This window comes from Bradyrhizobium erythrophlei, from assembly GCF_900129505.1.
Classification (GTDB): domain Bacteria; phylum Pseudomonadota; class Alphaproteobacteria; order Rhizobiales; family Xanthobacteraceae; genus Bradyrhizobium; species Bradyrhizobium erythrophlei_D.
Window position 1 is genome coordinate 7,288,862 of sequence record NZ_LT670818.1, and the last position, 15,427, is coordinate 7,304,288.

The window sequence follows — 15,427 nt, forward strand, 5'->3', positions numbered from 1 at the left end:
GTCTCTGTCTCGGCTTGCAAACCACCAACAGCTTATACCGACCGCCTCCATAGTTCTGCTCTCCGTCCCCACGACGCCGGCTCATCCGACAGTTGAGCTCAGGTGTTTTTGATACTGCTGCTGCGAGCAATGTTCCGTTAGGGTATACGTGGCTTCGCTACTCATCATCATCATCATCATCCGGCACCGTGAACCTTTCACGCTCGGGCTGCGGTCCCGGACACGGCTTTTTCGTGTCGGCGTAGCGGGTCGGGGCCATTCCGCACGCAAGGCATTTTGACCCGTCAAAGGGCCATTGGTGGCCGCCCGCGTTCTGATCCATCTTGGTCTGCACTCGCATCCCGGATCTATAGCGCATGGCCGAACGTTTGTCAGCGGCGATCGACCTTGACGCACGTGTCCGAGTGCATCCGGTCGAAAGGGCTTGAGCCATGGCCTTCGCGCTCATCCTTGTTTTCGTTGCAGTGCTCTGTCACGTCACGGGGCAACACGTGAGGCTGCCGCAATGACTGACATCAGCGAAGCCGAGCCGCGGGCGAGGCATCGGTCAAGGAGCTAGAACGTGACTGAACCGCAAATTATTTGTCCGAATTGTAGCCATGAGATCAAGCTGACGGAATCGCTCGCGGCGCCGCTCATCGAAGAGACGCGCAAGCGATTTTCTGAACAGCTGGCAGCCAAAGATGCGGAGGTCTCAAAAAAGGAAGAAGCTCTTCGTGTGCAACAGGGCGAGATCGCCCGAGCTCTCGAGTCGATCGAGGACCAGAACGAAGTGCTACCGATGGCTGGCATCTCGTTCCAGTTTTCGCAGTTAATGCCAAGGCGCAGCGGCCGATTGGCCTCGATCGTGAGATCGAGCACCGGGTAGACAGCCGACCATAGGTTCCACCGCTTGACCCGAAGGTAGTCCGGTGTTGGGAGCGCAACCTCGGCATCGAACTTGGCCTTAGAGGCCGCCAGATGCACCTCCGGCCCCTCCGGGCTTGTGCCATTCGATCTCGACGATTCCATAGAGCTCGTTCTCGGCGAAGGTCTTGGAAGGATCGATCGGGCGGTTGTCTACCTCGGCGAAACGCTCTAGATTCTGGATTCAATTTCGGACTGCAGCGCTTTCCCTTGTGCGAAGCGCGATCTCAACAACACGACGCGGCCGGCGAACTGAGCCGCCCCGCCAGTTTGCTGCGACCGCATCCCGTTCGGCGAGGCCGGCACAACTAATAACCTGCGGGTTGTGCAGATTGGTTGAGCCGCATGAACGGCCGCGCGATGTCTGAAATTGGCACATCGCGACATTTCGCTGCGCTGCAGAATTTGGTCGCTATCGGGGCATAGCGGACATCGAGCAAGCCGTACCAATGCGTCCGGATAATCCGATGGAAAGTTCAGATTCCTAATCTTTGATTTTGCGATGGTACTGTTCGGCAAAGGTCCGTCATCACGCAGCAGCATCAGCCGATTCGTCTCTGCTCGCCAACTAGGCTGGATTAAGTTTACGATAGGGACAGCATTAAAACCAATCTCATCGTGGTCTAATGCGAAAACCTCGCGGGATAGGTGTCTTTCGCAATGTCCATGCATTGGCAGCGCCGATAGATGCGTTCGTAAGGCACGACCAGTTCTTCGACATCCGCCTCGGAGGCCGTCAGCATCGGTTCGATGCGCTCGTGCGCGGCATGAATCTCGCCGATGATCGCATCCTCGTCGATCCGCGTGAGCTTGCCGCCCTGCTCGATCACCTCGCCGTCGACCATCACGAGATCCACCTCGTTTCGGCTGGCAGAATAGACGAGCTGGTTGACGGGGTTATTGAGCGGCGTGAACGAGATCCCGTCGAGCCGGTAGCCGACCAGGTCCGCGATTCGGCCCGCCTCGACCGCGCCGAGCTCATTCGCGCGGCCCAGCGCCTTCGCGCCGCCCATCGTGGCGGCGTGGAACGCTTCGGCCGCACCCACCCAGGTCGTGTGGTCGCCGCGCAGCTTCTGCAGCAGTGCCGCAAGATAGAGAGCGTTCTGCATGTCGGGGCCCTCGATCGAGCCGCAACCGTCGGTGCCCATGCTGACATTGACGCCTGCGTCCAGCAGCGCCCGAATCGGCGCGAGACCAGATCCGACCTTGAGGTTCGAGGTCGGGTTGTGCTGGATCGAGACGCCAGTGCGCGCGAGAATCTCGATCTCGCGCGGGTTGAGCCAGACGCCGTGAATGAAGGCGGTCTTCGGCTTCATGAAACCGATGCGGTCCAGATATTCGATCATGGTCGAGCCGTACCAGAGTTGGCCGGTGACGACCTGCATGCGCGTCTCCTGCACATGGATCATCAGCGGCAGGTCATGATCGTCGGCCATGCGGCGGACCTTCAGGAGAAACTCCTCCGTGCAGCGTTGAGGGGCCGAGGGCGAGGCGATGTAGCCGACCCGGTTCTCCTTCGGGTGCTTCGTCCTGGCCAGATTGGTGACGAAGGCGAGCAACTCGTCGGCCGAATACATCTTGTTGGCGTCGAGCCGGGCGAGAAGGTCCTTGGGGAACTCCTCCTCGACGAACGGGACAGCGCGGAAGAACGGCCGGTCGAACAGGGTGATGCCGACATTGGCGCGGATGCCGATGTCCGTGTAGGCCTGGAAGACCTGCTCGACATGGTCGGGCCGCAGGCGCGGGCTCTGGTTGAAGTCGTCGGAGATAGTGGTCGTGCCGCTCTTCACCGCCTCGATGGCGCCGATCATCGTGCGCAGATAAACGTCACGCGGTGTCAGCTCGATCGGGCGCAGCGGGCGCACATAATTCATCCAGAGCTCGAGCGGCAGGTTGTCCTTGCGGCCTTTGTAGAAGCCTTCGTGGCTGTGGTGATGGCCGTTGATCAAGCCGGCCGTGACCAGGAGACCCTGCGCTGGCACGACGTTGCCTTCGGGCTCCGCCGCGCCGTGCGGGCGGATCTCGCGGATCAGCCTGCCCTCGACGACGATGTCGACCGCTCCGCTCGACGGCAGCGCCCCTTCGCCGAGCAGTGCTCGGCAGCCGACGACGGTCTTCCTCATGCGTGTTCTCCTCGTGTAGCATCGGTTGCCGGCGATGCCGGCAGGCGCCCTTCTTCGGCCGCGTGGCAGGCGACCCAGACCTTGGCCACCTTGTGCGGGGCCGGGCGTTTCGCCTTGCAGCGCGCATTGGCAAGAGGGCAGCGCGTGTGGAAGCCGCAGCCCGGCGGCGGATCGAGCGGGCTCGGCACCTCGCCAGCGAGGGGCGTGCGGTGCCGGGCGCCGCTTTCCGGATCGGGAACCGTGTGGAGCAGCAGGCGCGTATAGGGATGCAGCGGCGTCTCGATGATCTGACGCGCGTCGCCCTGCTCGACGAGTCGGCCGAGATACATCACGCCCAGTTCGTCGGCCATGTGGGCCACGACGGCCAGATTGTGCGAGATTAGCAGATAAGTCAGCCCCAACCGGCGCTGGAGGTCGCACATCAGGTTGAGGATTTGCGCCTGCACGGAAACGTCGAGCGCCGATGTCGGCTCGTCGCAGACGATGAAGGCGGGATTGGACGCGATTGCACGCGCTATCGAGATGCGCTGGCGCTGGCCCCCCGAGAATTGGTGCGGATATTTGCGCGCATCGCCGGGGGACAGCCCGACGAGGACCAGCAATTCACGCACCCGCGCCTCGACCGCGACGCGGCCGGCTAGGATGCGGTGCGTAACGATCGGCTCGGCGACGATCCGCCCGACGCGCCAGCGCGGGTTGAGGCTGGCGTAAGGGTCCTGGAAGACCATCTGGAGGTTGCGCTTGTAGGGAAGGACGGCGCTGCGGCTGCGCAGGCCGGCGATGTCGGCGTCCATGAAGGAGACGGCGCCGGAGGTCGGCCGCTGGATGCCCGCAATGGTCCGGGCGATCGTCGATTTTCCGCAGCCCGATTCGCCGACGAGCGCGAAGGTTGTGCCGCGATCGATCTCGAAGCTGACATCCTCGACCGCGTGGACGGTGCGGCGGGACGCGCGTGTGAAGAGGCGCGTCAACCAGGATGCCGACACGTCGAAGCGCACCGTGAGGTGGTTCGCGGCGAGCACAATGTCACGCATGAGCGGGTAATTCTCCAGACGCTCCATCCGCAACCAGCCAGCAGGCCCCGCCGGAAGGTCCTGCGGGGAAAAAGGGAGGCCGTTCGCGCGCGCATCTTGCTATTGCCACCGGGCAACGCGGATGAAAGGCGCACCCCCGCGGCAGCGCGTCGAGGCGCGGCATCGCGCCCGGGATCATCGGCAGGTCGGCGCGGGCGCGGTCCCGCGCGGCGCGCCGCATGCTCGGGATCGATGCCATCAACCCGCGACTGTAGGGATGGAGCGAGGCGCGCAGCACGTCCATGGTCGGGCCGGTCTCGACCACGCGCCCCGCATACATCACGGCCACGCGGTCGGCGGCCTCCGCGATCACGCCCATGTCGTGGGTGACGAGCATCACGGCCGTTCCGCGCTCGCGGCACATGCGTTTGAGCAGATCGATGACCTGAGCCTGCACCGACACGTCGAGGGCGGTGGTGGGTTCGTCGGCGATGACGACGCGCGGCTCGCAGCAGAACGCCAGCGCCAGGACGATGCGTTGGCGCATGCCGCCGGACAATTCGTGCGGATAGCTGTCGAGCCGCTCGCGCGGAGCCGGAATACCAACTTCCGCCAGCAGCCGCGCCGCGCGCTCGCGGGCGTCGTCGCGCGGTATATCGAGATGCGTGGTGATGGTCTGAACCAGCTGGTAGCCGATCGTCATCAACGGATCGAGACTGGCGAGCGGGTCCTGGAAAACGGCTCCGACCTGCCGTCCGCGCAGCTGGCGCATCTCCTCCTCGTCGAGGTCGTCGATGCGCCGTCCTTCGAGCAGTATCCGGCCGCCGGTCTTGCGGGCCGGCCGTTCCAGCAGTCCGAGGATCGCGTTGCCGGTGATGGATTTGCCGGCCCCGGATTCGCCCACCACGCCCAGAACCTCGCCCTCGCCGATCGACAGCGACAGGTCGTCGATCGCCACGAGGTCGCGATGGCGTGTGGCGATCTCGACGCGAAGGTTCTCGACCTGTAACAACGGCGTCGTCACGAGGCGAGCCTCGGATTGAGCGCGTCGCGCAGCCAGTCGCCGAAGAGGTTGACGCCGAGGGACAGCACGACGAGGAGGCCGCCGGGCATGAGCGAGATCCACCAGTCGCCCGAGAACAGGAACTCGTTGCCGATGCGCACCAGCGAGCCCAGCGAGGGCTGGGCCGGCGGAATGCCGACGCCGAGAAAGGACAGGGTCGCCTCGGTCAGGATCGCCAGCGCGAGGTTGATCGTGGCGATGACGAGGACGGGACCAAGGACGTTGGGCAGGATGTGGCGGATCAGGATCGTCACGGTGCGCACGCCCGTGACCCTGGCAGCGAGAACGTATTCCCGACCGCGCTCCACCAGGACGAGGCCGCGCACGACGCGGGCATATTGCACCCAGAAGGACGCCGCGATCGCCGCGATCAGGATCGGCACTGCCAGGACCTCATGGGTGGCGCGGTCCATCAGCGTGCGGGTGATGCCGTCGATCAGGAGCGCGATCAGGATGGCGGGAAAGCTCGACTGCACGTCGGCCGCGCGCATGATGACAGCGTCGATGGTCCCTCCGAAATAGCCGCCGGCGAGCCCCAGCGCGATGCCGCAGGCCGCCGCGAGCCCAATCGCCCCCAGCCCGACCAAGAGCGACGTGCGCAGCCCGTAAATCATGGCAGAGAGCATGTCCCGCCCCTGTGGATCGGTCCCAAGAGGGTATTGATCACCGAACATTCCGGTGCTGCGCGGCGGCAGCCGCGCGTCGACGACGTTGGCCTTCGCCGGATCGCGAACGTCATAGGGCGCAACGAATGGCGCAAAGACCGCCAGAAGCAGCAGCGTGGCGACGATCGTCGCCGACACGATTGCGACGGGCGAGCGGACAAAGCCATGAACGAAGTCGCCGCGCCACCAGGCCGGCGGATGATCCGGCGCGTCGGCGCCTTCCGGGGTCTCGTCGCTCATGCGTGGCCTCCGCGCGCGAGCTGTGCCGCGCCGACGCGCGGATCGATGACGACATAGAGGATGTCCACGATCAGGTTGATGATCGCGAAGCACAGTGCGACGAGGACGATATAGGCCGCCAGCAGGGGCACGTCGGCGAACTGGATCGCCTGGATCACGAGGAGGCCGAAACCGGGCCATTGGAACACGGTCTCGACGATGACGGAAAAGGCGAAGACATTGCCGAACTGCAGGCCGACGATGGTGATGACCGGCACCAGCGTGTTCCGCAGTCCGTGATCGTAGTTCACCGTCGCGCGCTTGAGCCCCCTCGCGCGCGCGAAGCGGATGAAATCGGACCGCAGGACCTCCTGCATCTCGGCGCGCACCAGCCGCATGATCAGGGTCATCTGGAACAATCCCAGCGTGACGCTCGGCAGCACGAGCGCCTTCAGGCCGCTCGCGGTGAGCAGTCCCGTCGTCCACGCGCCGAAGCTCACGACCTCGCCGCGACCGAAGGACGGCAGCCAGCCGAGCCAGACGGAGAAGACCAGGATCAGCACGATGCCGATCAGGAAGGTCGGCAGTGCGACGCCCGCGAGCGAGGCCAGCATCAGGAGCTTGGCGGAACGGCTGCGCGGGTGCAACGCGGTCCAGACGCCGAGCGGCACGCCCAGCCCGGCAGCCAGCAGGATTGAGACTAGCGACAATTCAAGCGTCGCCGGAAGCCGCTGCAGGAGCAGGTCGGATACGGGCTGGCCGAACCGATAGGACATGCCGAGATCGCCGCGCAGCACGTCACCGACGAAGCGAGCGAACTGGACCGCAACAGGATCGTTCAGACCCAGTTGCGTGCGCATCGCCTCGCGGTCGGCCAAGCTCGCCGCCTGACCGACCATGTTGTTGACCGGATCGCCGACATACCGAAACAGCATGAAGCTCACGAGCGCCGCGACCAGCAGCACGATCAGGGTCTGCCCGAGACGACCGATCATGAAACCCATGGCGCTGCTCCCGCTAGATCACGATGCGCTTGGATTGACACAATCCAAACGCATGAACGCGATCGATTCCGAAACTTGACAGTATGATGTCGCCCGACAACCGCTTCACACTTCATCATGCTCCAGCTCAGTCGACCGTGACCCATTTCAGTTCGAGGCTGTCGTCGGAGCGCTGCACGACATTCACGCCCTTGCGCACGCCCCAGGCGAGGCCGGCCTGATGCAGCGGGATATGGCCGATCTCCGCCTTGTGGATGCCGAGCGCCTCGCTGATCAGCGCCTGCCGCTTGGCCGGATCGGCCTCGACCTCGATCTGGTCGGTCAGTTCGTCGATCTTCTTGTTGGAGAAGCTGCCGACATTGTAGGTGCCGACCTTGTCCTTGGGCGTGTCGATCACGTCCTGCAAGGTGGAGTGTGCGTCGTAGCTCAGGGGCTGCCAGCCGAGCAGCGAGAAGCTGCTGTTGCGGGCGAGGACCTTCTCGAAATACTTCGTGCGGGTCTGGGCGAGCAGGTTCACCTTTAGGCCGACGCGCGCCAGCATGCCGACCACGGCTTGGCAGATGCGCTCGTCATTGACGTAGCGGTCGTTCGGGCAATCCATGCCGAACTCGAAGCCCTGCGGATAGCCGGCCTCCGCGAGCAGCTTCTTCGACGCCTCGGGATCGAAGGGCAGACGCGCGTCGAGCTTCTCGTCATAGCCGTTGATGCCGGGCGCGACCATCGTGCCGGCGATCCGCGAGGTGCCGCCCATCACCCGGTCGCGGATCGCGACCATGTCGATGGCCTGGTAGATGGCCTGGCGCACCCGCTTGTCCTTGAACGGGTTCTTGCCCTTCACGCTGGATTCGAGCAGCTCATCGCGGCTCTGGTCCATGTTGAGGAAGATCGTGCGCAGCTCCGACCCCTGGAGGACGGTGTGCTTGCCGGTACCGTTGATGCGCGCCGCGTCCTGCTGCGGGATCGGGTAGATCATGTCGACTTCGCCCGACAGGAGCGCCGCGACCCGGGTGGTGTCTGACTGAATCGGCGTGAACACGACTTCGGTGAGGTTGTGCTCCTTCTTGCCCCACCAATTATCATTGGGAACGAGGACCGTTTTCACCCCGACCTGCCGCGAACCAATCTTGAAGGGGCCGGTGCCGTTGACATTGTTGCTGGCGAAGTTCTCGACCTTCGTCTTGACGCTCGCCGGCTTCTCGGCGCCGTTGGCGGTCGCCCACGCCTTGCTCATGATGTCGGTCGAAGTGATCTGGACCGGCAGGATCGGGTTGGGCTTGCTCATGACGAGATCGACCGTCAGATCGTCGATCTTCTTGACCTCGGTCACCGACGAGACCGTGTAGGCCATATCGGATCCTTCCATCTTCACCCTCGCCAGCGAGAAGACGACGTCGTCGGCCGTGAAGGGCTCGCCATTCGCGAATTTGACGCTGCTGCGCAGGTGGAAGCGCCAGACATTGGGTGCCGGCTGTTCCCATTTCTCGGCGAGCGCCGGCACCAGTTCCAGCTTCTTGCCCCGGCCGACCAAGGGCTCGTAGACCTGCCCGAGCCAGGACAGCGTGAAGGTCTCGGCCAGGGCGTGCGGATCGAGCGAGGCGGGATCGATCCGGTAGGCATAGCGGAAGGTTTTTGCATCCGCCATCGCGACGGATGTCAAAAGGAACAGAGCGACAAGACCGAACAGGCGGCGCAGCACGATGTGATTCTCCCCACGTGGATAGTAAGAAAAGCAAGCAATATACGTACCAAATTTGGAATTGAATCCCGATGGGACCTTGGTGTTGTCTCCAGCGACATCGCCCGGATTGGCGTCCTTCATCGCGTTAGCCCACTCTCTTCCGATGGCCTTCTCGCACCATGCAATCCCCATATGGTCCGCGGCTATCTGTTGCCGATACTGAAGCGGAACCATCATCGTTCGGAAAGACAGTACGAACGTGACTGTCGCGATTCCCTTCGCGCGCTGATGTCATCTCGCGCTGACCTCAATGGAAAGCGCGACCGGAGCGTCGCTCGCAACGCGGTGCTCGATCCAGTCGCCCAAGGCAGGAGTCAGCCCTTCTGTAGGCTTTGGCCCAGGCCGAGCGAAGCGGCCCGCGTGGGCAGCGCGCGGCTTCAGCCGGGCCAGCGTCTGCGCTTGGCTCACGGCTGCGGCGAGCGGGTCGATAAGCGGCACCGAGACACGATCGGCGATGCGCCCGGCGAGCCCGGTCAGCGGCGCTCCGGCAAGGATGATAACGTCGGCGCCGTCGTACTTCACGGTGCGCTCGGCGAGCGCGATGAGCTCGTTTTCCAATTCGTGCTGAACGGTCGTGACCGACTGGAAGCTAACATCGGGCACGCGGATGCCGGCGCATCGCGCCTCGAGGCCGCACAGCGCGACCGCGTCCTCGTACCAGGCCACGAGCGTCCTGGAAAAGGTCAGGATCGCGAAGCGTTTGCCGAGCATGCAGGCCGTCAGAATGGCGGATTCCGCCATCGCCGTGATCGGCAGCTCGAACAGTTCGCGCGCCGCGATCAGACCTGGATCGCCGAAGGCCGCAATTACGGCCGCATCGGCGCCTGGATGATGCTCGGCAAGCATCTCCAGCGTGATCGCGCCCGCGATCACTGCCTCGGCGCGGCTGGCGATGTAGGGCATGCCGCGCGTCGCCGTGATCGCCACCAGCTCGACGTCGGGGGCGAGCACGTCTGCCGCCGCCCTGACCATGCGCTCCGTCATGTTGGCGGATGTGTTGGGGTTGATCAGCAGAATCTTCATGGAGCGACATTTCCGGTCAAGAGCCCGGCCCAAGCGGAGAGGATTGCGCAGGCGCTTGCCGGCAGGTGGAGTATTCGCAGCACATCAGCCTCCACGGGCCCGCTGCCATAGCGACCGGATCGCCGCATCCGCCTCGCGCCGGATTGCTTCCGCATCCACTTTCGTCGGTTCGCCGTCCGCGACCACGATGTCGCCGTCGACCACCACCATCTCGACATCGCGTCCCTGTGCGACATGCACGAGATTGCCCAGCGGATTGACGTTGGGGGTCAGATGCGGGCGGCGGAAATCGAAGACGACCAGGTCGGCGCGTTTGCCGATGGCTATGCTGCCGATCTGGTCTTCCAATCCCATGGCGCGCGCGCCGGCCATGGTCGCCATCTGGAAAACGGTCGACGGCTGCCAGTCTTCGGTGACCGAGCCGTCCTGGATCCGTCCCACCGCCAGCGCCCAGCGCATAACCTCCACCATGTCGGCATGCATGTTGTCGGTGCCGAGCGTCAGATGTGCGCCTGCGGCGCGCAGTTTCGACGTCGGAGCGATGGTCGCACCCGTCGCGTTGCCTTTGGCGATGTGCGCGACGTTGATGCCGGCCCGGCCCATGCGGGCGATGTCGCTGTCGCTGACGTGGATGCAGTGAACACCAAGCAGGGTATCGGTCAGAAGGCCGACATCATCGAGCAGTTCCGGCGGGCTCCTGCCGTCGCGTTCGCGGATGCGGGCCACTTCCACCTTGCTTTGGGAGAGGTGGGTCGTCACCCGCAGGCCATCGGCCCGCGCGGCATCGCCGATGCGTTTCAGGAACGGCGTCGAGCAGGTGTCGGGGGCATGGGCGGCCAGCTGCACGCCGATTCGGCCATTGCTCTTGCCGTGGTAGCGCGCCGCGAGATCGAGAGCCGCGCCAAGCGTCGCGTCGCCGATCCAGTCCTTGTGCTCCCACCTCCCGGTCGACACGCCGCTGAAATCGACATCGTGGATGCGTCCGCAAGACCAGACCCGCAGGCCGACCTCGGCCATCGCGGGAGTAATGATGTCGGCATGCACGAAGGTGTCGTTGATCAGCGTGGAGCCGAACAGCAAGGCCTCCAGCGCGCCGAGGCGCGAGATCGCATAGGCCTCGTCCGGAGTCAACATGTGACCTTGCGGAATGCCCGGTGTGTAGGCCGGAGCGAATCCCAGGTCTTCGGCCACCCCGCGCACCATGGTGAGGATGGCATGGGTATGGATGTTGACGAGGCCGGGCGTGATCACGCGCCCTTCGAGATGGACGACGCGCCGTGCCTTAGGATGCGGCTTGTCGCGCGCAGCCGCTTCGACCAGCACGAAACGGCCACCCGAAACGCCAACCAGGGCATTCTCGATCAGCGGATTTCGTGGATCGGCGGTCAGAAGCGTCGCGCCGGTCAGAAGAAGATCAAGGGGCGGAAAGTACGACATCAGGGATCACCGATTGAGAACATGGGTCAGGAAGCGCTTGGTCTTTTCCTCGCGCGGAGCCGAGAAGATATCCTCGGGCGGTCCTTCCTCGACGATGTTGCCGTCGGCCATGAAGATCAGCCGGTCGGCAACCTTCCGGGCAAAGCTCATTTCATGTGTCACCACGATCATGGTCATGCCTTCGCGGGCGAGAGCACCTATGACATCGAGCACTTCATTGACAAGCTCCGGATCAAGCGCCGATGTCGGCTCGTCGAACAGGATCAGACGTGGCTCCATGGCCAGCGCGCGGGCGATGGCGACGCGCTGCTGCTGCCCGCCCGACAATTGTGAGGGAAGCTTATCCATGTGGCCAGCCAGGCTGACGCGCGCCAGCTGTTCGGCTGCCCTGGCTTCGGCCGCGGCCTTCGACAAGCCGAGCACTTTGCGGGGGCCGATGGCGACGTTCTGCAATGCCGTCAGATGCGGAAAGAGATTGAAGCGCTGGAACACGAAGCCGAATTTCCGGCGTTGCAAAGCGAGCTTTGTCTCGCTCATCGGCTCCCAGCGCGCGGCTTCGCCGACATAGCTGCCGCCGATGGTGTCGCCGGCAAGCGTGATCTCGCCGCCGGACGGAGTTTCAAGATGGTTGAGGCAGCGCAGGACCGTGGTCTTGCCTGATCCTGACGGGCCGATGAGCACCAGGGTCTCTCCGGCCATCAGGTCGAAGGAAATGCCCTTGAGGATTTCGTGATCCCCATAGCTCTTGCGCAGGTCGCGGACCGAGAGCAGCGGCTTATCGGACGCCGTTATGGGTTTGCTCATGGCGGTCACCATGCCGGCACGCGGCGCTCGATGAGCCGCGAGATGTAGGACAGCGCCGAGATGATGACGTAGTAGTAGATCGCAAGCAGCGCGAAGATTTCCAGTGGGACGAAGTGCGATGCGATGATCGCCTGGCCCGAGCGCGTCAGTTCATAGACGGAAATTACCGACAGCAGCGAGGTGTTCTTGACCAGCGTGATCAGATCATTGGTCAGCGCCGGCATCATCGGCCGGATCGACTGCGGGAGCAGCACGTAAAGCAGGATCTTGCCGCGCGTCATGCCGATCGACTTCGCGGCTTCCGTTTGGCCTTTCTCGACGGACCCGACCGTACCGCGGACGATCTCCGCGATATAGCCCGCGGAGTTCAGGGACAGGGCGATCACGCCCGCCCAGAATTCGCCGAGTCGAAATCCCGTCATGGGCAGGCCAAAGAACACGATGAAGATCTGGATCAGCAGCGGCGTGCCGCGGATGAAATCCACATAGGCCCGCACCGCCCAACGCGCCCAGGTCCAGCCCCCCAGCGAGATCAGCCCGAGCGCGATACCGCCGAGAAGGCCGAAGACCGCGGCAAGAGCCGAGATCCTCAGCGTCGTGACGGTGCCTTCCGCCAACAGCGGGATGGCCATTTCGACGATGGCCCAGTCGATGCTCATGAGGGGCTGTACGCGACGGAGAGATGAGGGAATGCGGGACAAGCGGGGCGCTTGTCCCGCATTTTGATCACGAGAAGGTCGGAACCTGGTCGGCCAGTTGCATGCGCACGCCGAACCACTTTTCCTGCAGCGCGTAGATTTCGCCGCTTGCCTTCAGGGCGGCGATGCGCTCGTTCAGGAACGAGATGATCTCGGCGTCCTCCTTGCGGGTGCCGATGCCGGCCCAGTTGCGCGGACCGATATTTCGGACAATGGCGTATTTGTCGGGCGCGTCCTTCACCACCTGGGTGAGCGTAGCCAGTGAATTGATGACGCCATCTACGGAGCCCTGCGCCAGCGCGAGATAGGCAGCCGGATGATCGTCGTAAGTCTTCACCTCCGCGAAGCCCTTGCCCGTGGCCGACTTAAGCGCCTCCTGGAGCTTCGTCTTCATGGTATCGCCGGCGGAGCCCAGCTTCACGCCGAGGATCTTGTTGGCCATTTCGCTCAGGCCCTTGATCGTCTCGGCGTCGGAAGCGCGGACCAGCATTTCCTGCGTCGCTTCGGTGTAGGGGATCGTGTAGCCCACCTTCTCGACGCGCTCCTTGGTGTAGGTGAGCGACGTCATGATGAGATCGAAGTTGCCGGCATAGAGCGCCGGGATCACGCCGGCCCAGGCGGTATCGACCATCTCGACCTTCACTCCTAGTGGAGCGAACAGGAGGGAGGCGAGGTCAACGTCGTAGCCGACAATCTTGGTACCCTCGCGAAAGGTGAAGGGACGATAGGCCGCCTCGCAGCCCACACGGACGACGCCGGCCTTCTTGATGCTCTCAATGGTCGTCGCGGCCATCGCGCTCTTTGTCAGGGCGGCGACGATCGACGGAACGGCCAGAGTCAACGCGGCCGTCGTGGCCGAAGTCTTCAGGAATTGGCGGCGGGTCGCACCTGAGCCGAGATGCTTTAAGCCCATGACGGTATCTCTTTCAGTCTGCTGTTGTCTGACACGGCGCACCAATCTTTACAATTGCATGCCATCTATAATACCCGTTTATTTACATGAAGTTATATTTTGGCGCATTTTTCGTGTCTACCCCATTACTGGCCATTATCTGTGCGATCTATGCACAAATAATCGCCGCCTGGTGAATCTGACGCCACGAAGGTGCGAGCGGCTTCCCTGCGCGGGCAAGCCTTCGCGAGCCCGCGGCGCCATGCTTTGCTTTCGGAAGGTCGGCTTTCGGAAGATCTGAAACGCTCACGCAAGCCGGCTTATTGCGCCGACGCGCGCGGCCCGATCATGATTTAGGTCAGCGGGGCAGGGCAGCATCTTTCGCCGCAGCCGAACTGCCCGTCTCGCTCTTGAGCACGGCGCATACCGTTTCGCCCGTCCGCAGCAGGTGCCGACGCCAGACAAGCCTCGCCCGTTCCGGATCACGGGCATGGAACGCCGCCATCACCGCCTCATGCTCCTCGACGGACTCCTGCCAACGTAAGGGATCGAGGATCGCCATATATCTCCCGCGACGCGACCTGAGCATCAGGTTGGCGTGGGTCGCGACGAGTACAGGATTGCCGGAGACTCTTACGATCGTATCGTGAATTGAGCTGTTCAGCTCGAAATAGAGATCCTTCTCCCGGCGCTCATAATGCGCACACATCCGCTCGTGCATGTCATCCAGCGCGGCGAGATCGTCGGCGCCGATACGTGTAACGGCCAACTCCGCAGCGAGGCTCTCGAGCCCCGCGATCACCTCGAACAGGTTCTGCGCTTCCGTTTGCGTGAACGATATGATGCGAGCTCCCTTGTTCTGGGAGATCTCGATGAGGCCTTCTGCTTCCAGGAGCTTGAGCGCTTCGCGGAGCGGCGTCCGCGACACCTTGATCTGCTCGCACAACGCCCGCTCGATGATGCGTCCGCCGGGCGGCACCTCGCCGCGGATGATCATGTCCCGCAGCGTATTTGCGACCTGTCTGGCGAAAGGTATCCTTCGGGACAGCGTGGTCCGCGGACGCGGAGCGCACGTTGCCGCCGGCTTCGGCTCAGCGACCTGCTCCATGATCTCTCCTCTTCACCGCATCAAACGTTCGTTGCAATCTAGCGTGACGGCCAACGCATCGCAAAGAAACGCCTTTGCGTCCGCCTGAATGCCAATCGGCGCTAAAGTTTGGCTTTTCTCTATTCGGTAGGTCGAGGTCAAGCACTGCGGCCCTTGTCTGTACCGAAAACCTTATCCGAGTTGATGACGTGATGGAATCACCTAAGCTGGCGGAATGATCGGGCTGCTCTGTTTCGTTCTGGCCATCCTGGCCTCGCCATTCAAGTCGAAGTTGCGGCTTGAAGTTGAGAACGGCTTCGACATCAGTTGATTGTTTTGAGGCGTAGGCTGCATGGTCGCGTCCGGCTCACGAACCATGGAGGGCGACCGCCGATCGACACGGAGCTGCGCGAATTGATCCGACGGATTAGCGTCGAAAGTCCGCTTTGGGGCGTGCCACGCATCCACGGCGAACTGCTCAAGCTCGGGTTTGAGATTGCGCAGTCGAGCGTAGCCAAGTACATGGTCAAACGACGGGGGCCACCCAGCCAGGGATGGGGATGGCGCACCTTACTGCACAACCATGCCCCAGACATTGCCGCCATGGACTTGTTCGTTGTTCCAACTATCGGCCTCGACTTGCTCTACGCCTTCATCATCGTGCGGCTGGATCGCGGAGAACTGGTCTGGATCAACGTCACAACGCACCCGAACGTCACCCACCGTGGCGAGTCAACTCGATCAGGCTCAATAGC

At 63.3% G+C, this 15,427-nt stretch carries 13 protein-coding genes; 1 reads left to right on the top strand and 12 read right to left on the bottom strand.

Translation table 11 applies throughout. The annotated features are described in order from the left end of the window. Positions 1–562: 562 nt before the first annotated feature. Positions 563–868, top strand: coding sequence for a hypothetical protein (locus tag B5525_RS34165; RefSeq protein ID WP_079570231.1), 306 nt, complete (start codon positions 563–565; stop codon positions 866–868). Between the two features lie 661 nt (positions 869–1,529). On the opposite strand, the gene B5525_RS34170 is transcribed toward B5525_RS34165, so the two are convergent. From B5525_RS34170 to B5525_RS34225, 12 genes are all read right to left on the bottom strand, one after another. Then, positions 1,530–3,029, bottom strand: coding sequence for an amidohydrolase family protein (locus B5525_RS34170; RefSeq protein WP_079570232.1), 1,500 nt, complete (start codon positions 3,027–3,029; stop codon positions 1,530–1,532). Next, a complete protein-coding gene (locus B5525_RS34175) occupies positions 3,026–4,063 on the bottom strand; it encodes an ABC transporter ATP-binding protein (RefSeq protein ID WP_079570233.1) in 1,038 nt (345 codons plus the stop codon). Before B5525_RS34175 ends, B5525_RS34170 begins: the two co-directional genes overlap by 4 nt. Further along, a complete protein-coding gene (locus B5525_RS34180; RefSeq protein WP_079570235.1) occupies positions 4,056–5,066 on the bottom strand; it encodes an ABC transporter ATP-binding protein in 1,011 nt (336 codons plus the stop codon). Before B5525_RS34180 ends, B5525_RS34175 begins: the two co-directional genes overlap by 8 nt. Beyond that, entirely contained in the window at positions 5,063–6,010 is a 948-nt protein-coding gene (locus B5525_RS34185) for an ABC transporter permease (protein ID WP_079570236.1), read from the bottom strand. The genes B5525_RS34180 and B5525_RS34185 overlap by 4 nt, the downstream gene beginning before the upstream one ends. Next, on the bottom strand, positions 6,007–6,993 hold the full coding sequence (locus B5525_RS34190) for an ABC transporter permease (protein ID WP_079570238.1): 987 nt from the start codon (positions 6,991–6,993) through the stop codon (positions 6,007–6,009). The genes B5525_RS34185 and B5525_RS34190 overlap by 4 nt, the downstream gene beginning before the upstream one ends. A gap of 127 nt (positions 6,994–7,120) precedes the next feature. Continuing rightward, entirely contained in the window at positions 7,121–8,635 is a 1,515-nt protein-coding gene (locus B5525_RS34195; RefSeq protein ID WP_079574166.1) for an ABC transporter substrate-binding protein, read from the bottom strand. 327 nt (positions 8,636–8,962) lie between these two features. Further along, complete coding sequence (locus B5525_RS34200) at positions 8,963–9,754, bottom strand: aspartate/glutamate racemase family protein (RefSeq protein WP_079570239.1); 792 nt, start codon at positions 9,752–9,754, stop codon at positions 8,963–8,965. Positions 9,755–9,838: 84 nt separating this feature from the next. Further along, positions 9,839–11,191 carry an amidohydrolase family protein gene (locus B5525_RS34205; protein ID WP_079570241.1) on the bottom strand — a complete coding sequence of 451 codons (1,353 nt, stop codon included), beginning with the start codon at positions 11,189–11,191 and terminating at the stop codon, positions 9,839–9,841. Positions 11,192–11,197: 6 nt separating this feature from the next. Further along, entirely contained in the window at positions 11,198–11,995 is a 798-nt protein-coding gene (locus B5525_RS34210; protein ID WP_079574168.1) for an amino acid ABC transporter ATP-binding protein, read from the bottom strand. A 5-nt stretch (positions 11,996–12,000) separates the two neighbouring features. Beyond that, complete coding sequence (locus tag B5525_RS34215; RefSeq protein WP_079570242.1) at positions 12,001–12,654, bottom strand: amino acid ABC transporter permease; 654 nt, start codon at positions 12,652–12,654, stop codon at positions 12,001–12,003. A gap of 67 nt (positions 12,655–12,721) precedes the next feature. Further along, positions 12,722–13,606, bottom strand: a complete 885-nt coding sequence (locus B5525_RS34220; RefSeq protein ID WP_079570244.1) for a transporter substrate-binding domain-containing protein — start codon at positions 13,604–13,606, stop codon at positions 12,722–12,724. A 337-nt stretch (positions 13,607–13,943) separates the two neighbouring features. After that, entirely contained in the window at positions 13,944–14,582 is a 639-nt protein-coding gene (locus B5525_RS34225; protein WP_197687866.1) for a GntR family transcriptional regulator, read from the bottom strand. Between the last annotated feature and the right edge of the window lie 845 nt (positions 14,583–15,427).